Source organism: Comamonas koreensis (assembly GCF_021026195.1).
GTDB lineage: Bacteria > Pseudomonadota > Gammaproteobacteria > Burkholderiales > Burkholderiaceae_C > Comamonas > Comamonas koreensis.
Window position 1 is genome coordinate 22,582 of the sequence record NZ_JAJNCT010000005.1, and the last position, 17,552, is coordinate 40,133.

The following is a 17,552-nucleotide window of genomic DNA, read 5'->3' on the forward strand; positions in this document are numbered from 1 at the left end:
CCCTCTGCAGGCACCGGCGGTTTTTTGGGGTCTCTGCTGCACAGCGGCCTGGGGTTCAGGCCCGCTGGCAAGGTCCGGGTCTTACTTCTTGGGGAAGTAGTAGTTCAGCAAGGCTCCGGCACCATCCACGCCGGCCTTGGACGACCATTCACGGGCAAACTTCTCGCCCATCAGATCCAGCGCGCGGCGCAGCTCGTAGGAAGGCTGGCTGATCTTGGTGCCATGCTCGACCAGCACCTTCTGCGCTGCATCGTCGGCATCCTTGGCCAGCTGCCAGCCGCGCGCTTCGGCCTGTTTGGCAGCAGTATCCAGCGCCGTCTTCGCGCTGTCGGACAGACCGGTCCAGCTCTTCTCGCTCATGAGGATCAGGTTCTTCGGAATCCAGGCGCGCATGTCGATGAACATGCCCATGGCATTCCAGGACTGGCTGTCCACACCGGTAGTACTCGATGTCAGCATGACATCGACCTTGCCTGCCTGGATGGCCTTGGCCAGATCATTGGCAGGCGTGTCAACCGGTGTCGCGCCCGCCACCTCTGCGATGTACTTGGAAGCCACATTGTTGACGCGGAATTTCTGGCCCTTGACGTCTTCGAGCTTGTTCACCGGCGTACGCGAGAACAGGCCCTGGCCTGGCCATGGGGCGGTGTAGAGCAGGCGAATGCCCTGCTTCTGGAGCAGTGCTTCAATGGGCTCGCGGGTGGCAACCCAGAGGCGCTTGGCATCGTCAAAGCTGCGCACGATAAAGGGCAGCGAGTCGATGGCGAATGCAGGGTACTGGTCGCTGAAGTTCGACATGAAGATCTCGCCAATGGCCAAGTCACCCTTGCTGAGCGCAGGCATCACCTGGTTCATCGGCATCAGTTTGGCATTGCTGACCACCTCGATCTGCATGCTGCCCTGGCTCAGGCCATTGGCCTCGCGGGCAAACTGCGTCAGGTTGCGGGTGTGGAACAGCGTGTCGGTATAGGCGCCAGCGCACTTGAGCGGGGTGGCAGCCGCTTTGGCGATGTTCGGCAGCGACCAGACCAGACCCGATCCAGCGGCCAGGCCCATGCTGGCCAAAGCCTTGCGCCGAGACGGGCTGGCAAGCGTTTTGTTGGTGTTGTGATCTGCCATATGACGATTCCTTGGTATCTGAGCCAGGCATTCCCATTCCCAGGGATGTTGCAGGCCGCATGTGTACTGAAAAGCCCCACAAAGAGCAAAACGCTGCCCGCAGCGCAGGGCGAGCCATGCGACGCATTCAGCAACCGTGCCATTCGATTTATTTGGTCACTAACGTCACAAATGAGCGAGGAGCGACGCAATCTATCTTGGCCTGTGCAACAAAGCAATCGCAATCGATCACCGCTGAGACATTGGTTGATGCAAGTCAGCTGTTGCTACGCCAGAAGTTGGCAATGACTAGCATTTAGTCACAGCACACACTTTCTGAAACTACAAAAATAATAGCTGCTTTCCTTCCCTCTGAGGGACGAAAGCAGCCATTTTTTAGTGGATAGATGTATGCACCCCACAGCCCCGGCAGCCGCGGGCGACCACCTATTCCTGCAGCCAGGCAAGGGAGTTGGCGCCCGCTCGCTGCGCAAGCTGCGAGCGGCGCGGCTCTGCCCTCAAGCGGCCAGTGATGCGTTCAGATCCTGCACGCGGTAGTACTGGCCAAAACGGTTGGCCATGAAGTCGCCCAGCTGGATCGACTCCTGCGCGATAAAGCCGTTCTGCGGCAGCACACCGCTGGCCACCAGGTCCAGCGCGCAGCAGATACCGGCAGCCGTAGTCAGCTGGATGGCAGTGAGCGCATGACCGGCTACTGTGGTGCCCACGATACGGGCCGAGTAGGACTCCTGCATCAGGCGCTCACCCTTGTAACCCGTGGCGCTGGCAAAGATCACGATCACATCCTGGCGCGTGGCGGCAATGGCGTTGTCGAAAATCTCGTTGAGCAGTTCGCGCTTGTCGCGCAGCTTGAGCTCGTTGAGCAGGATCTTCAGGATCGCGCAGTGGCCAGGGTAGCGGATGGACTTGTAGTCCACATTGCGGGCCTTGCCGGCCCAGGTTTCCGTCAAGGTGCCCAGGCCTCCGCTGGTGTTGAAGGCTTCGTACTCGATGCCATCCAGCGCAAAGGTTTCCAGGCCTTCGAGGGCATGCACGGTCAGCGGCTGGCCGTCGACCAGGGCCTCGCAGGGGTTGATGTACTCGTTGATCAGGCCCTCGGTGCTCCAGGTCAGGTTGTAGCGCAGGCTGCCTTGCGGGTAACGGGGCAGTGCACCGACGCGCATCTTCAGGTCGTGCAAGGTGTCGAAATGCTGGGCCACGTCATTGCCGACAATGCCGATAAAGCCAGGGGCCAGGCCGCACTGGGGCATCAGCACACTGCCGGCCTTGGCGGCGATCTTACGGATCGCATGGGTGGACTGCACGTCTTCGGTCAGGTCAAAGTAGTGCACCCCATGCGCAGCGGCAACACCAGCGACCTCAATCGCCATATGGAAGGGCAGCGCATTGAGCACCGCGAACTGGCCTTGCACCGCCGGCAGCAAATCACCGCCTTTGCCGATGTGCACGGTCTCCAGGCCCAGCGCCGCAGCCGCCTTGAGCTGTGCCTTGGACTGGTCGGCAATGCGCAGTTGGTAGCCACCAGCCGCCTGCAACAGCACCGCCATCGCAAAGCCGATTTTGCCGGCGCCCAGGATGGTCACTTTCTTGTCTGCCGCGGTGGCCTTGGCGGAAGTGGCTTGTGCAGACTTTTTGCTGGTTTTGTCGTTCATGGTTGGCTCTCTGATCAGGGTGAATGATGGAGAAATGTTACAACCGGTAGTTGTCAAAATGAACATATTAAAGCGTCATATTATTTGTTTTATCTAGCCATTTCGGCAATATTTCACGACATATCAACCATAATAATGGTTAACCCGTAGCTTAATGTGTCAAGAATCAGGGGCTTAGGTCTCGCGGGCACAATGGGCGGCTTGCACTTCCTCCATCCCTTCTTCCGTATTCCGTATCCAAGCCATGGCCGATTCCGCATCCAACAAAGTTCTTCGTTTTCTACTGGCGCGCGACATCCTCAAAGGCAAGTCGCGCGAAGATTTGTTGGCCAAGCTGGAGGCCGCCGGTTTCAATGGCGAACATGCCGAGCTGTTCATTGCCCAGGCAGAGAAGCGCGTGCTGGCACGCAACCGGCGTTGCGCCGTCATTTCAGCGGTGGTCGTGGCCGTATTGCTGGGCCGCGTGGTCTGGGGTCCGTATGCCAACAACCCAGACATGCAGCTGCTGCTGGGCGTGATGGCCGCCATCTTTGCCGCGGCCGGCTTTTACTTCTGGTTTGTCGCGCGCTGGCAGGCGCCGCTGCCCAAGGCCAGCGCCTCCTAAGCACCGGCTCTAGGTTCCGTCGGTTACAGCATCTGTGACTTCGACTGGCCGTCCGCGACTGGCCGTCCGCGACTGGCCTGCGCCGCACGGACGACAAGCGCATCGGGCAGTACGCGGCGGTGTTGGCGTATGCTCGCTTGCCGCCAAAAATTGCACCCACCGCCTTCCCCGGCTTTGTTCCGCGCCGATAATGCGCTGTCGCGGACATGACATAGATCAAGCCGCGCCTCTCTCCAGCCCATGCGATGGGCCTGCCGGGCTTTGCGGCCCCAGGCCCGCCATCCGCCCGCCCACGGCGATGCAGCGATTCGCATAACCTAATAGTGACAATGGATAAACATAACACGCGACCCGGCTTGGTTTCCAAGGCCTGGCTGCTTCTTCTGGGCCTGTGCCTGCTGGCCTCGGGCCTGTTCTTTGCTGTCTATGGCTACCAGCTGGTGGCGCTGCAAGGCAGTTGGTACTTTCTGATCAGCGGGATTGCGCTGGTCCTCTCGGGCCTGCTGATTGCCGCCACCCGCCCCGGTGGCGCCTGGCTGTATGCCCTGACCTTGCTGGCAACGGCAGTCTGGGCCCTGGCCGATGTGGGCCTGGATTTCTGGCCGCTGGTCTCGCGCCTGCTGCTGCTTGCCGGCATCGGTATTCTGGTGGCGCTGTCCTTCCCGGTGCTGCGCCGTGCACGCGGCCAGGCAGCTGGCAAGTCGGGCTCCACCGTGGTGGCCGGCCTGCTGCTGCTGGGCTGCCTGGCGACCGTGGGCGGTATGTTCCTGCCCCACGCCTCGGTGTCGGCCAACTCGGATGCGACCGTGCTGCAACCGGTGGCCAAGGGCCATGCGCCTGCTGACTGGGCGCACTATGGCAGCACGCCAAGCGGTACCCGCTTTGCGGCGCTGGACCAGATCACGCGCAGCAATGTCAAGGATCTGCAGGTGGCCTGGAGCTACCAGACCGGTGATGTGCCGGTGAGCCCTGGCGGCGGCGGTGCCGAAGACCAGCTGACCCCGCTGCAGATTGGCAACCAGGTCTTTGTCTGCACCCCACACAACAATGTGATCGCGCTGGACGCGACCACCGGCAAGGAACTCTGGAAGACCGAGATCAATGCCAAGCAGAAAAAGTGGATGCGCTGCCGTGGCCTGGCCTATTTTGATGCCGCCCAGCCGCTGAGCCAGCCCACGGTGGCCGGCGCAACGCCGGTGCAGGCCGTGAGCGTGGCGCCTGGCGCCGCCTGCCAACGCCGCATTCTGATGAACAGCGTGGCGCCTGAGCTGATCGCCCTGGACGCCGACACCGGCGCCTTCTGCGAAGACTTTGGTACCCACGGCCGCGTGGACCTGCGCAATGGCCTGGGCAAGGGCGCTGACAAGGGCGAGTACTACCCCACCTCCGCCCCCACCCTGGCCGGCACCACCATCGTGATTGGTGGCCGCGTGGCCGACAATGTCAGCACTGACATGCCTGGCGGCGTGGTGCGTGGCTTTGATGTGGTGAGCGGCGCGCTGCGCTGGGCCTTTGACCCGGGCAACCCTGACGACCAGACCGCCCCCGCTGACGGCAAGACCTATGTGCGCTCGACCCCCAACGTCTGGGCACCGATGTCCTACGACCCGCAGTCCAACACCGTGTTCATGCCCGTGGGCAGCGCGGCGGTGGACCTCTGGGGTGTGAAGCACACCGCGCTGGACCGCAAGTACGGCGCCTCGATGCTGGCTGTGGATGCCAGCACCGGCAAGGAAAAATGGGTCTACCAGACCGTGCACGATGACCTCTGGGACTTCGATGTGCCGATGCAGCCTTCGTTGGTGGACTTCCCCGGCGCCGGCGGCAAGACCACGCCTGCGCTGGTGTTCGGCACCAAGGCCGGCCAGATCTTTGTGCTGGACCGCGCGACCGGCCAACCTCTGACCCAGGTGGAAGAGCGCCGCGTGCCCGCCGGCAAGATCGAGGGCGAGACCTATTCGCCCACCCAGCCTTTCTCGGTCGGGATGCCCAACATCGGCGCCGACGACATGCGCGAATCCGACATGTGGGGTGCGACGCCGTTTGACCAGCTGCTCTGCCGCCTGAAGTTCAAGTCCAAGCGCTACACCGGCCTGTTCACGCCGCCGGGCACCGATGCATCCTTGAACCTGCCCGGCTCGCTGGGTGGCATGAACTGGGGTGGCATCTCGGTCGACCCGACCAACAACTACCTGTTCATCAACGACATGCGCGTGGGCCTGGAAGTGCAGCTGATCAAGGCCGACCCGGCCGATGCCGGCGCCAAGTCCGACGGCAACGAAGCCGCTGCGATCACCAAGCCCGTGCCGCTGGATGGCACGCCTTATGCGATCAACGCCAAGGTGCGCTTCATGTCGCCGCTGGAGATCCCTTGCCAGAAGCCGCCTTTTGGCACGCTGACTGCCGTGGACCTGAAGACCCAGCAGATCGCCTGGCAAGTGCCGGTCGGCACCGTCAAGGACACGGGGCCCTTCGGCATCAAGATGGGCCTGCCCATCCCCATTGGCATGCCCACCATTGGTGGCACCATGGCCACGCAAGGCGGTCTGGTCTTTATCGCCGCCACGCAGGATTACTACCTGCGTGCCTATGAAACCGGCACCGGCCAGGAAGTGTGGAAAGCACGCCTGCCCGTGGGCAGCCAGGGCACGCCCATCAGCTACCAGTCGCCGGTGACGGGCCAGCAGTTTGTGCTGGTCTCGGCAGGCGGTGCACGCAACTCGCCTGACCGTGGCGACTATGTGATCGCCTACGCGCTGCCACGCCGCTGATCCGCCTCGGCCCCAGCCGCCCGGTGCAAGACTTCCCGCCAGGGAAGGCCTTCACCGGGCTTTTTCATGCCTGCGCGGGATGCAGGGCATGACACCAGACGCCGACCCACCCCAAAACTGCCACAGGTTTTGATTTGCTATACATTGCATAGCAAAACTGCATCGCGACAATGCATCGCAAATCAGCCAACCGCAGCAAAATCCGGTGTTATCAGCCTTCCACCATGCCACGCATCCAGTCGGGCAGATCCACTGCCTTCTGGCGCGCGAAATCCACCCAGAGCACGGTGGCACCACCGCTGGCGTAGACCTCGCCGGGCGCGCCCTGCTTTTCGATGTGGTACCAGGTCTCGAAGGCCGTGCGTGCCGCATCGCTGACATACATCTTGACGACCAGCTGGGCCGGGTACTCGATCTGGCGCAGGTAGTTGCAAAAGCAGTTCACCACCACCGGGCCCTGGCCCGCGCCATGGGGGGTGTCGCGCGTCGAGCGCAGCCACTCCACCCGTGCGCTTTCCATGTAGCGAAAATACACGGTGTTGTTGACATGGCCCAGACTGTCCATATCCCCCCAGCGAACATCCATCAGCGAGTCATGAACCCAGCGTTTGTGGTCAGGAAGCAAGATTTTCATAGACTGGCATATTACGGTCAGGCTGCAGGCGCCAGCCACCGGCCCTTGTCGCCGACTTTCACAGCCACAAAGCCCCTGTCTCAGAAATCAGAGCGGAGAAGGCCGTAAATCTAGGGCTAACCCTAGGATGAAGGCGGTTACCGCACTGCAACATCGCCCTAAAATCCATGGCACTGCATGCAACCCAGCGCCGACCCTTCAGATCTGCTGCATGCCTGCTAGATCAGTTTCAAAAGAATTTGTACGGAGCCCCGATGACCAACGAAGAAATACTGGCCCAATATGGCCCCCGCGAGTCGATGGAGTACGACGTTGTCATCGTCGGCGGCGGCCCAGGCGGGCTGGCCACGGCCATCCGTTTGAAGCAGCTGGCGGCGGAAAAAGGCAGCGATGTCTCCGTCGTCGTGCTGGAAAAAGGCTCCGAGCCCGGCGCGCACACCTTGTCGGGCGCCATCATGGACCCCCGCGCGCTGACCGAGCTGATCCCTGATTGGAAAGCCAAGGGCGCACCTTTGACCCAGCCGGTGACCGAAGACGCGATGGTCTTCCTGAGCGAAAAATCCGGTCTGCGCACCCCCAACTGGCTGCTGCCGCCCTGCTTCCACAACGAAGGCAACTACATCGTGCAGCTGGGCTTTGTCGTCAAATGGCTGGCCGAGCAGGCCGAGGCCCTGGGCGTCGAGATTTTCCCAGGCTTTGCCGCCGCTGAAGTGGTCTACAACGAAGACGGTTCCGTCAAGGGCGTAGCCACCGGCAACATGGGCGTCGGCAAGAACGGCGAGCCCACCGGCGAGTTCCAGCTGGGCATGGAGCTGCATGGCAAATACACCATCTTTGCCGAAGGCTCGCGTGGCAACCTGGGCAAGCAGCTGATCGCCAGGTTCAAGCTCGACGAAGGCAAGGACCCGCAGACCTATGGCCTGGGTGTGAAGGAGTTGTGGGAGATCGATCCCCAGCGCCACCAGCCTGGCTTTGTGATGCACACCGCCGGCTGGCCGATGAACAACGACACCTACGGTGGCGCCTTCCTCTACCACCTGGACGACAACAAGGTCACCCTGGGCTTCATCACCGGTCTGGATTATTCCAACCCCTACCTGTCTCCGTTCGAGGAGATGCAGCGCTGGAAGACCCACCCCAACATCCGCTACTACCTGGAAGGCGATGAGTCCAAGGGCATCAAGCCGGCCAAGCGCATCGGCTATGGCGCCCGCGCCATCACCGCCGGCGGCCTGATGAGCCTGCCCAAGACCGTGTTCCCTGGTGGCGCGCTGGTCGGTTGCGATGCCGGTTTCCTGAACGTCAGCCGCATCAAGGGCAGCCACGCCGCCATCAAGACCGGCATGCTGGCCGCAGAAGCCGCTTTTGACGCCATTGCCGCTGGCCGCCAGGGCGATGAGCTGAGCGCCTACCCGGCCGCGTTTGAAAAGAGCTGGCTCTACGAAGAACTCAACAAGAGCCGCAACTTCAAGAGCTGGTTCAAGAAGGGCCTGGTCACCGCCTCCATCATGAACGGCCTGGAGCAGTTTGTGCTGCGCGGCAACATGCCCTGGACCCTGCACCGCGACAAGCCCGACCATGCCTACCTCAAGCCTGCGTCGGAATGCGAGCCTATCCAGTACCCCAAGCCCGATGGCAAGCTGACCTTTGACCGCCTCTCCAGCGTCTTCATCAGCGGCACCAACCATGCTGAAGACCAGCCCGCCCATCTGACCTTGAAGGATGCCAGCGTGCCGGTGCAGATCAACCTGGCCAAGTACGCCGGCCCCGAGCAGCGCTACTGCCCGGCAGGGGTCTATGAGTTCGTGGCGGATGAAAGCCAGGGCGGTGATGCCCAGCGCCTGCAGATCAATGCGCAAAACTGCGTGCACTGCAAGACCTGCGACATCAAGGACCCCACCCAGAACATCGTCTGGGTAACGCCCGAAGGCGGTGGCGGCCCGAACTACACGGGCATGTAAGCACGGTTCCTAGAACCAACTCCTCGGGTTTCCATGGCAGGGCAAACACGGGCCGGCCCGCCATGGATTGCCGAACTTGGCCGACAAGCACGCCAAAGCTGGCTTGCAGACAATGGCCCCATGTTTGTCTGGTTCCGCTCCCCCTGCTTATCAGCCCGATCCAGGCCCTTGGGCTCCGAGGGTTTGGCCTGCGCCCGCAGAACGCGCAGTGGCTTGAAGCTGCTATGTGCAGTGCTGGCAAGTGTGGTGGGGGCTGGCGGTATCATCACCCCCCCTGCATCGGCAACCCCGTCGCCTCCCCCGCTGGTGAAACGGGCCAAGCGCTCGCCGCCCCCCACGCCTGCCAAGGCTGCAGCACCTTCGCCAACGTTGACATCCCCTGCACCGCTGGTGTCGGCCGCTGCGCTCGACTTGGAGCGCTTTATGGGCCTTTGGTACAAGGTTGCCAAGGTCGAAGAGCCTCAGGATGCCTTGCGCACGCGCGAACGCTATGAATTTCTGCAGCGCTATGACGGCGGCGTGCGGGTGATCGCCACCTCCTACGATCCGCTCTCCAACCGCTGGGACCGCCGCCAGGACTATATGGCGCCAGTCGATGCCAAGGGTGCGGCGCTGAGCAGCCACTACCAGCTGCCCATGCCGGTGCATTTCAGCATCAGCCGCTTCGGGCCCTTTGGAGTCAGCTACTACGTCGTCGCGCTGGACCCCAACTACCAGTGGGCAATGGTTTCGGGGCCGAGTCCCAAGTCTTTTTCCATCCTGAGCCGACGCAGCGAGCTGGAGCCCGGGATGCGCGCACCGCTGGAACAACTGGCCACGCGCCAGAACCTGCTCAAGGCGCCGCTGCAATGGGCCGTTCCTGACCAGGACGCAGCGCCTCGGTGATTACCCTGGGTACGCGCCAATCGCGCTTCAAGGGCCTGCGGCAGACAAAATTCGACGCACAGTTTTATTGCCCGAGCGCTGCATATTTCTCCACCAAACACAGTTTTATTGATCCAAGAAACTATTCCAATAAATATTACTGCGAGCACATGCCAACTTGCGCAACCAAGCACAGCTTTTAAGGCAGCGCTGCAACTAGGGCAATCCCATAGATCACAAATGTGTCATCCCATGGGTGGCGGGGTGTAGACTGCTGCTACCTGTTTGCCCCCTGTTGTAACAGGGGGCGGATCAAGCAGCAGTGCTGCAGAACATTTGGCGGAGATATACGCATGAAGAAATTGGCTTGGGCCCCTCTGGGCGCAGTGGCACTGGCAATCGCGGCCATCGCGCCCGCACAGGCAGCCGACCAGAAATCGGTGGCCGTGACGGCCATCGTGGAACACCCTGCGCTGGACGCAGTGCGCGACGGCGTCAAGGCAGCACTCAAGGCCGAAGGCTTTGAAGAAGGCAAGAACCTCAAGTGGCAGTACCAAAGCGCCCAGGGCAATCCTGGCACCGCAGCCCAGATCGCCCGCAAGTTTGTCGGTGACAAGCCCGATGCCATCGTCGCCATCGCCACGCCATCGGCCCAAGCCGTCGTCGCCGCCACCAAGACCGTGCCCGTGGTCTTCTCCGCCGTAACCGACCCCGTGGCCGCCAAGCTGGTGCCCAGCTGGGAGCCATCGAAAAACAACGTGACCGGCGTGTCCGACCTGCTGGCCCTGGACAAGCAGATGGAACTGCTGAAGAAGGTGGTGCCCAACGCCAAGCGCGTCGGCATGGTTTACAACCCCGGCGAGGCCAACTCCGCCGTGGTCGTCAAAGAGCTGAAGGAGCTGCTGCCCAAGATGGGCATGACCCTGGTGGAAGCGGCTGCTCCGCGTTCGGTGGACGTCTCCAGCGCAGCGCGCTCGCTGGTCGGCAAGGCCGATGTGATCTACACCAATACCGACAACAACGTGGTGTCGTCCTATGAAGCCCTGGTCAAGGTCGGCCAGGATTCCAAGCTGCCGCTGGTGGCTTCGGACACCGACTCGGTGGCCCGTGGCGCTGTGGCCGCCCTGGGTATCAACTACCGCGATCTGGGCGAGCAGACCGGACGCATGGTGGCACGTATCCTCAAGGGTGAAAAGCCCGGCGACATCAAGACCGAAGTCTCCAGCAAGATGGAACTGCATGTGAACCCTGGTGCCGCTGAAAAGCAAGGCGTCAAGCTGTCCGACGAGCTCGTCAAGTCGGCTGCCAAAGTAATTCAGTGATGGATGCCGCCTCGCCTGTGGCTGTGCAACCCGCGCAGCCCAGGGGGTGACAAGACGCAGCCCCGCCAGAAGCGGGGCTTGTTCGTTATCCAGACCCCATCAGATAAGAAAACTCCATGACCTTATTTTCATTCTTGGGAGCCATCGAGATCGGCCTGATCTTCGCGCTGGTCGCGCTCGGTGTGTTCATCTCCTTCCGCCTGCTGCGCTTTCCTGACCTGACGGTCGATGGCAGCTTCCCCTTGGGCGCTGCTGTCTGCGCCGTGATGATCACCGGTGGCTACAGCCCGTTTCTGGCCACCATCGGTGCCACCCTGGCCGGCGCGGTTGCCGGCCTGATCACCGGCTGGCTCAATGTCAAGCTCAAGATCATGGACCTGCTCGCGTCGATCCTGATGATGATCGCGCTGTACTCCATCAACCTGCGCATCATGGGCGGCCCCAATGTGCCGCTGATCAACGACCCCACCTTGTTCAACCAGCTGCAACCTGCCGGCATCGAAGACTATGTGTTCCGCCCGCTGCTGATGTGTGTGATCGTGGTCCTGGCCAAGCTGGCGATGGACTGGTTCTTCCTGACCGAACGGGGCCTGGCCATTCGCGCCACCGGCACCAATGCGCGCATGGCGCGCGCACAGGGCGTCAACACCGGCGGCATGATCCTGCTGGGCATGGCCGTCTCCAACGGCCTGGTGGGCCTGGCGGGCGCGCTGTTTGCCCAGACCCAGGGCGGCGCCGACAGCTCCATGGGCATCGGCACCATCGTGATCGGTCTGGCAGCGGTGATCGTTGGCGAGTCCATCCTGCCTTCGCGCAAGCTGATTCTGGCCACCCTGGCCGTGGTCATTGGCGCCATCGTCTACCGCTTCTTCATTGCGCTGGCGCTGAACAGCGACTTCATCGGCCTCAAGGCCCAGGATCTGAACCTGGTGACGGCCTTGCTGGTCACGATCGCGCTGGTCATCCCCCAACTCAAACGTCGTTTTGCGAAAAAGCACTGACAAGGAGAGAGACATGCTGAGCGCAAAAGACCTCAAGATCACCTTCAACCCCGGCACCCCCATCGAAACCCGCGCGCTGCGCGGCATGGCGCTGGATATTCCAGCTGGCCAGTTCGTCACCGTCATCGGCTCCAATGGCGCAGGCAAATCGACCTTTTTGAACGCCATCTCTGGCGACCTGATGGTCGACTCGGGCAGCATCGTCATCGACGGCGAAGACATGACCCGCAAGCCCGTCTGGGACCGCGCCCACAAGGTGGCCCGCGTGTTCCAGGACCCGATGGCCGGCACCTGCGAAGACCTGTCGATCGAAGAGAACATGGCCCTGGCGCACGAGCGCGGCAACTTTCGCGGCCTGTCCAAGGCTGTCAAGCAAGCCAACCGTGCGCTCTACCGCGAAAAGCTCGCCACCCTGGGCCTGGGCCTGGAAAACCGTCTGACCGACCGCATTGGCCTGCTCTCGGGCGGCCAGCGCCAGGCCGTCAGCCTGCTGATGGCCGCGCTGCAGCCTTCGCGCATTCTGCTGCTGGACGAGCACACCGCCGCGCTCGATCCGCGCACCGCCGACTTTGTGCTCAAGCTCACCGCCCGCATCGTTGACGAAGGCAAGCTCACGACGATGATGGTCACCCACAGCATGCGCCAGGCGCTGGATGTGGGCGAGCGTACAGTGATGCTGCACCAGGGCCAGGTGGTGCTCGACGTCAGCGGCGAGGAACGCGCCAAGATGGACGTGCCCGATCTGCTGCAGATGTTCGAGAAGGTGCGCGGTGAAAAGCTCGCCGATGATGCCCTGCTGCTGAGCTGAGCAACACCCGCATCCACCCCAAAAACAGCGGAGCCACCCAGGTGGCATCCGCTGTTTTTTTATGCCTGCTGCCAGGCGATTAGCCGCGCAAAAAGCGCCGCAGCGACCAGGCCGCCAGCGCAGGGAACAGCGCAAACACCGCAAACAGCCAGAGCGCCGAGCGGCCCAGCGCTGCCGGGTCGGCCAGCGCCGTCAGCCCCAGCGCATTGGCCACCAGGCCCACCAGCGCGGCACCGACGGCCATGCCATAGAGCTGCACCGTGGTGATGCCCGAGGCGGCGCTGTCGGCCTTCTGCGCACTGGCGCTGTGCATGATGGCATTGAGCACATGCGGCCAGGCCATGCCCACGCCAAGGCCCAGCAGCGCCAGCGCAATGCCGCAGACCACCAGGGCCGCCATCCCCTGCCAGGGCATGGCCAGCGCCAGCGCCACCAGGCCCAAGGTGCACAGCAGTGGGCCGATCAGCATCAGCGCCCTGCCCGCACGGCCGCTCTTGCCCGAGAAAAGCACCGATGCCACTGACCAGCCGCCGGCGAGCAAGGCCGTCACATAGCCGGCCGTCAAAGGCTGCAGGCCGTGCAGATGCTGCAGCAGATAGGGCACAAACACCTCCGTCATCGTTCCTATCAGCAGCAAGGCGACGGCAGCATAGAGCATGCCCAGCGGCTGGCCCAAGGCCGTGCCGCCCTGCGGCAGCAAGCGGCGGCTGGCGCGGCGCTCATGCCAGATCGCGGCCGCACCGGCCAGCAAACCGGCCGCAGCCAGCAGCCATTGCCAAAGCGGCGCCGTGACCACGCTGGCCGACGCCACCAACAGCACCGACAGCGCCAGCAGCGCGATCTGCGGGCCGGCAATGCCGCCATCCTGCGCGGGTGTGGTGCGCAGCAGGCGCTGCGGCGCCAGCTGGCGCTGCACCAGCAGCATTTGCAGCACCAACAAAGGCAGCAAGGCCCCAAAGGCCAGCCGCCAATGGCCGGCCTGGGCAAACAGGCCGCCTACCGCCGGGCCGCTCAAGGTGGCCACGCCCCACATGGCCGAAATCAGCCCAATCGCACGCGGCCACAGCGCGGGCGGAAACACCAGCCGGATCAAGGTGTAGCTCAGCGCACCCACTGCGCCACCGCCCAGGCCCTGCACCGCGCGGCCCAACAGCAGCATGGGCATGGACGGCGCCGTCGCGCACAGCAGGCTGCCCAAGCTGAACACCAGCAGGCCCGCCAGCATGGCGCCCCGTGCACCCCAGCCGGCCAGCATGCGCACCGCCAGTGCGGCGCCGATGATGGAGGCCACGACAAACAAGGTAGTGCTCCAGGCATACCAGGCCAGACCGCCAATCTCCTGCACCACCGAGGGCAGGATGGTGGTGACGATATGCACATTGATCGCATGCATGGCGACCGCGCCGGTCAGCGCCAGCGCCTTGAGGCCATGGGGCCGGCCCAGCAGCTGGGCCCAGCCGGCCGGTGCTTCGGGCACCGGCACAGCGGCTGTATTGAGTGACGATGAAGGGGACGATGCCATGCCATTCCTTGTTGTGAAATAATGCAAGCATTGTCTTTGATAATTCCCCAGCCCCAGCAATAAAACAAGCTATTGCTTGCATTAATAAATGCCATCGCTCCCCATCGATCCCTCAGCCACCATGCGCATGCTGGAGGCGCTCAAGCGCCAGGCCCCCGCGAGCACGGCCGACCTGGCGCGCACGCTGCAGATGACGGCTGAGGCCGCCCGCCAGCAGATCAACAAGCTGGCCGACCAGGGCCTGGTGCAGGCCGATCTGCAAAAGCCGGCGGGCGCAGGCCGGCCGCGCCAGTTGTGGACCTTGACCGCAGCGGGCCAGCGCTACTTCCCCGACGCGCATGCCCAGCTCACGGTGCAGCTGATTGGCGCGATCGAAAAGCTGTTTGGCCAGCAAGGCATGGACGGCCTGATCAGCGAGCGCGAAGCGCAATCTCGCAGCCGCTACCGCCAGGCCTGCACCGCCCCCGGCCTGCCCGAGCGCCTGGCCCAGCTGGCCGAGGTACGCACCCAGGAAGGCTATATGGCCCATGTCGAGCCCCACCCGCAAGGCTGGCTGTTGGTGGAGCACCACTGCCCCATCTGTGCAGCTGCGCAAAGCTGCCGGGGCTTTTGCCGTTCGGAGCAGGCGCTGTTCCAGGAAGTAGTCGAAGGCCTGGCCACCCTCGAGCGCAGCGAGTACCTGCTCGAAGGCGGCCAGCGCTGCGTCTACCTGGTGCAGCCACTGTAGCCGCTCAGGCGCAAGCGCCACTGCCTTCGCCCGCCGGCTGGGCATCGGTGCGTGACTGCGCCTGCGGCTTGGCCATGCGCAGGCAGACCAGCCAGGCCAGCAAGGCCAGGCCCGCTGCACCCCATTGCGCATGCTGCAAGCCCTGGGCATTGGCCTGGCGCAGGGTCTCGGCGCTGGCCCCCTCCAGGCCGGCCAGCGGCGCGGCCGCCAGCATCACCAGCAAGGCCAGGCCCAGCGCGGCACCCACCTGCTGCGCGGTAGCCGCCACCCCCGATGCCACGCCTTGGCGCGCCGGCGCAATGCCCTGGCCCACGAGGACCCACATGCCTGTCCAACTGGCGCCCTGGCCCAGGCTCATCACCACAAAGCCGGGCACCAGCCAGGCATAGTTGCCAGCCAGCGGCAGCACCGCCGCAATCCAGACCATGCCCAGCACACCGGCTGCCCAGCCCCGCAGCAGCACGCTGCGTGTACCCTGCTGCGCCAGGCCGCGTTCAGCCAGGCGTATGCCCCAGGTGCACACCGCCGTTGGCAGCACAAAGGCCAGGCCGGCCTGCAGCGGGCTCCAGCCCAGCACCTGCTGGAAATACAGGCCCAAAAAGTAGTACTGCACGCCATAGCTGCTCATGAACAGCATGGCCAGCAGCATGCTGGTCTGCAGGCTGCCCACCCGCAGCATGGCCAACGGCATCAAGGGCGCGGCCACCCGCGCCTCGGTGCGCCAGAACAGGCCCAACGCGGCCAGCGCCAGCACCAGCAAGCTAGCCGTGCGCAGATCGCCCCAACCCCATTGCGGGCCCTGCACCAGCACGGCCACCAAGGCACTCGCACCCACGGTCACGCTGATGCAGCCCAGCAGGTCAAAACGGCGCTGCGCAGCGGGCACGGCAGGCATCGCCGGCAGGTAGCGGCCTGCGGCAATCGCGCAAGGCCAGGCAATCGGCACCAGCACCCAGAGCACCCAGTTCCAGCCCAGGGTCTGGGTCAGCAGGCCGCCCAGCAAGGCACCGGCCGCCAGACCACCGGCGCTGGCCATGCTCCACACGGCCAGCGCGCGGTTGCGCTCGGCGCCGGCGGCGTACAAGGTATTGATCATCGACAAGGTGGCCGGGAACAGCAGCGCCGCTGCCACGCCCTGCCCGGCCCGTGCCGCCACCAGTTGCCAGGTCAGATGCGCAAAGCCACCGGCGAAGGACGCCAAGCCAAACAGCGCCATCGCCGCCACATACATGCGGCGCTGGCCCAGCAGATCCGCGCAGCGCCCGCCCAGCAGCAGGCAACCGCCAAAGGCCACGCTGTAGCCGCTGATGACCCATTGCAGGTGGCGGGCATCGAGCTGCAGCTGCTGGCCCATGGCATCCAGCGCGACAAAGACAATCGTGGCATCGAGCGCAATCAGCAGCTGCGCCAACGACAGCAGGGCCAGCGCGGCGCGCGGATGGCGCAGCACCCCAGCGGGGTGCACAGGTTTTTCAAGGGTCACTTCATCACTCCAAAACATACGAACCTGCAGTGCTGGGGCAGCGCCTGCAGGCGGGTGATGACCGGTCATGGCGACATGGTATTTAAATCAATAACGAAGATAAACAGCAAACCCATCTTTTACTTATGCAAAAATGAATCAATAGTTTGGCTGGAGCAGCCCCATGGATTTGAACGCGGTACAGATGCTGATCAAGGTGGCCGAGCACAAGAGCTTTACCCAGGCCGCCCACTGCCTGGGCACCACGCAGTCGCGCATCTCCCGCGCCATTGCGCAGTTGGAGGCCGACCTGGGCACGCGCCTGCTCCACCGCAATACCCGCAATGTGTCGCTGACCCCCGATGGCTGCCTGCTGGTGGACCGCAGTGCCGCGCTGATCGCCGGGCTGGACGATGCCAGGCAGCAGCTGCTGGACCGGCGCTGCGAGCCCACCGGCGTGCTGCGCATGACGGCGCCCTCGGTGCTGGGCCGGGTGGTGCTGACACCGTTGCTCGGTCAACTGCTGCAGCAATACCCGGGCCTGCAGATCGAGGCCAGCTTCACCGACCGACTGGTGGACATGGTGGACGAGGGTTTTGACGCTGCGGTGCGCATCGGCCCCTTGCTCGACAGCCGGATGATCGGCCGGCCGCTGCCGCCGCTGCACTGGGTGACGGTCGCCTCACCCGCCTATACGGCCCGCCATGGCCGGCCGCAGAACCTGGAAGAGCTCGCCGCGCACCGCTGCCTGTCGGTCTACAACCACTACCGGGGTTTTGCCGTGCCCTGGCAGTTTCGCCTGCCCGATGGCAGCACCATCGACTGGCCCGCGCCCCATGCCATCCGCTTTGACAGTGGCGACCCCTTGATCGAAGGCGCGATCGCCGGCCTGGGCGTGGCCCAGGTGATGGGGTTTGCGGTGCGCGATGCGCTGGCCGATGGCCGGCTGGAACGGCTGCTGCCCGCACTCGAAGGCCGCAGCCGTGAGCTCTCCCTGGTCTACCCGCGCACACGCCATGCCTCGCCCAAGGTGCAGGCGCTGTGCAAGCTGCTGCTGGCGCGCAGCGCCTGGTGATGGCCAGCGGCCGGTGGGCGGGCTGGCAGC

The 17,552-nt window shown here is 63.9% G+C and carries 14 protein-coding genes; 9 read left to right on the forward strand and 5 right to left on the reverse strand.

Features of this window, described 5'->3' with window-relative positions:
• Positions 1-81 precede the first annotated feature (81 nt).
• Entirely contained in the window at positions 82-1,119 is a 1,038-nt protein-coding gene (locus tag LPW39_RS02285) for a TRAP transporter substrate-binding protein (RefSeq protein ID WP_230770993.1), read from the reverse strand.
• Positions 1,120-1,616: 497 nt separating this feature from the next.
• Positions 1,617-2,771 carry a saccharopine dehydrogenase family protein gene (locus LPW39_RS02290; RefSeq protein ID WP_230770995.1) on the reverse strand — a complete coding sequence of 385 codons (1,155 nt, stop codon included), beginning with the start codon at positions 2,769-2,771 and terminating at the stop codon, positions 1,617-1,619.
• Between the two features lie 244 nt (positions 2,772-3,015).
• Between LPW39_RS02290 and LPW39_RS02295 the strand changes: the two genes are divergently transcribed.
• Both LPW39_RS02295 and LPW39_RS02300 read left to right on the forward strand, forming a co-directional pair.
• A complete protein-coding gene (locus LPW39_RS02295) occupies positions 3,016-3,375 on the forward strand; it encodes a hypothetical protein (RefSeq protein ID WP_230770997.1) in 360 nt (119 codons plus the stop codon).
• A gap of 329 nt (positions 3,376-3,704) precedes the next feature.
• The gene (locus LPW39_RS02300; protein ID WP_230770999.1) at positions 3,705-6,146 is read left to right on the forward strand and encodes a membrane-bound PQQ-dependent dehydrogenase, glucose/quinate/shikimate family; all 2,442 of its coding nucleotides are present in this window, start codon (positions 3,705-3,707) and stop codon (positions 6,144-6,146) included.
• A gap of 211 nt (positions 6,147-6,357) precedes the next feature.
• Here the strand turns inward: LPW39_RS02300 and LPW39_RS02305 are convergent, their stop codons facing one another.
• Positions 6,358-6,780 (reverse strand): acyl-CoA thioesterase, encoded by a 423-nt coding sequence (locus tag LPW39_RS02305; RefSeq protein WP_133855551.1) that lies wholly within the window; start codon positions 6,778-6,780, stop codon positions 6,358-6,360.
• Positions 6,781-7,034: 254 nt separating this feature from the next.
• Between LPW39_RS02305 and LPW39_RS02310 the strand changes: the two genes are divergently transcribed.
• The 5 genes from LPW39_RS02310 (at position 7,035) to LPW39_RS02330 (ending at position 12,736) form a co-directional block, all read left to right on the forward strand.
• Positions 7,035-8,741 (forward strand): electron transfer flavoprotein-ubiquinone oxidoreductase, encoded by a 1,707-nt coding sequence (locus tag LPW39_RS02310; protein WP_230771001.1) that lies wholly within the window; start codon positions 7,035-7,037, stop codon positions 8,739-8,741.
• A gap of 369 nt (positions 8,742-9,110) precedes the next feature.
• Positions 9,111-9,626, forward strand: coding sequence for a lipocalin family protein (locus LPW39_RS02315; protein WP_230771003.1), 516 nt, complete (start codon positions 9,111-9,113; stop codon positions 9,624-9,626).
• 332 nt (positions 9,627-9,958) lie between these two features.
• Entirely contained in the window at positions 9,959-10,927 is a 969-nt protein-coding gene (locus LPW39_RS02320; protein WP_230771004.1) for an ABC transporter substrate-binding protein, read from the forward strand.
• A gap of 116 nt (positions 10,928-11,043) precedes the next feature.
• Positions 11,044-11,928 carry an ABC transporter permease gene (locus LPW39_RS02325; protein ID WP_230771006.1) on the forward strand — a complete coding sequence of 295 codons (885 nt, stop codon included), beginning with the start codon at positions 11,044-11,046 and terminating at the stop codon, positions 11,926-11,928.
• A 13-nt stretch (positions 11,929-11,941) separates the two neighbouring features.
• Positions 11,942-12,736, forward strand: coding sequence for an ABC transporter ATP-binding protein (locus LPW39_RS02330; RefSeq protein WP_230771008.1), 795 nt, complete (start codon positions 11,942-11,944; stop codon positions 12,734-12,736).
• A gap of 79 nt (positions 12,737-12,815) precedes the next feature.
• Here the strand turns inward: LPW39_RS02330 and LPW39_RS02335 are convergent, their stop codons facing one another.
• Positions 12,816-14,258: an MFS transporter gene (locus LPW39_RS02335; RefSeq protein ID WP_230771010.1), complete on the reverse strand. Its 1,443-nt coding sequence runs from the start codon at positions 14,256-14,258 to the stop codon at positions 12,816-12,818.
• An 88-nt stretch (positions 14,259-14,346) separates the two neighbouring features.
• Between LPW39_RS02335 and LPW39_RS02340 the strand changes: the two genes are divergently transcribed.
• Positions 14,347-14,985, forward strand: coding sequence for a helix-turn-helix transcriptional regulator (locus tag LPW39_RS02340; protein ID WP_230771012.1), 639 nt, complete (start codon positions 14,347-14,349; stop codon positions 14,983-14,985).
• 4 nt (positions 14,986-14,989) lie between these two features.
• Here LPW39_RS02340 and LPW39_RS02345 read toward each other — a convergent pair whose 3' ends face one another.
• Positions 14,990-16,468, reverse strand: a complete 1,479-nt coding sequence (locus LPW39_RS02345; protein WP_230771014.1) for an MFS transporter — start codon at positions 16,466-16,468, stop codon at positions 14,990-14,992.
• A 163-nt stretch (positions 16,469-16,631) separates the two neighbouring features.
• Here LPW39_RS02345 and LPW39_RS02350 point away from each other — a divergent pair, with 163 nt between their 5' ends.
• The gene (locus LPW39_RS02350) at positions 16,632-17,522 is read left to right on the forward strand and encodes a LysR family transcriptional regulator (protein WP_230771016.1); all 891 of its coding nucleotides are present in this window, start codon (positions 16,632-16,634) and stop codon (positions 17,520-17,522) included.
• The last annotated feature ends 30 nt before the right edge of the window (positions 17,523-17,552 follow it).

Excerpts from the sequence above, each read along its gene's own strand:
- LPW39_RS02310 (WP_230771001.1), top strand. The coding sequence starts at position 7,035 with ATGACCAACGAAGAAATACTGGCCCAATATGGCCCCCGCGAGTCGATG.
- LPW39_RS02295 (WP_230770997.1), top strand. The coding sequence starts at position 3,016 with ATGGCCGATTCCGCATCCAACAAAGTTCTTCGTTTTCTACTGGCGCGC.
- LPW39_RS02330 (WP_230771008.1), top strand. The coding sequence starts at position 11,942 with ATGCTGAGCGCAAAAGACCTCAAGATCACCTTCAACCCCGGCACCCCC.
- LPW39_RS02305 (WP_133855551.1), bottom strand. The coding sequence starts at position 6,780 with ATGAAAATCTTGCTTCCTGACCACAAACGCTGGGTTCATGACTCGCTG.
- LPW39_RS02300 (WP_230770999.1), top strand. The coding sequence starts at position 3,705 with ATGGATAAACATAACACGCGACCCGGCTTGGTTTCCAAGGCCTGGCTG.
- LPW39_RS02325 (WP_230771006.1), top strand. The coding sequence starts at position 11,044 with ATGACCTTATTTTCATTCTTGGGAGCCATCGAGATCGGCCTGATCTTC.
- LPW39_RS02340 (WP_230771012.1), top strand. The coding sequence starts at position 14,347 with ATGCCATCGCTCCCCATCGATCCCTCAGCCACCATGCGCATGCTGGAG.
- LPW39_RS02285 (WP_230770993.1), bottom strand. The coding sequence starts at position 1,119 with ATGGCAGATCACAACACCAACAAAACGCTTGCCAGCCCGTCTCGGCGC.
- LPW39_RS02335 (WP_230771010.1), bottom strand. The coding sequence starts at position 14,258 with ATGGCATCGTCCCCTTCATCGTCACTCAATACAGCCGCTGTGCCGGTG.
- LPW39_RS02320 (WP_230771004.1), top strand. The coding sequence starts at position 9,959 with ATGAAGAAATTGGCTTGGGCCCCTCTGGGCGCAGTGGCACTGGCAATC.
- LPW39_RS02350 (WP_230771016.1), top strand. The coding sequence starts at position 16,632 with ATGGATTTGAACGCGGTACAGATGCTGATCAAGGTGGCCGAGCACAAG.
- LPW39_RS02290 (WP_230770995.1), bottom strand. The coding sequence starts at position 2,771 with ATGAACGACAAAACCAGCAAAAAGTCTGCACAAGCCACTTCCGCCAAG.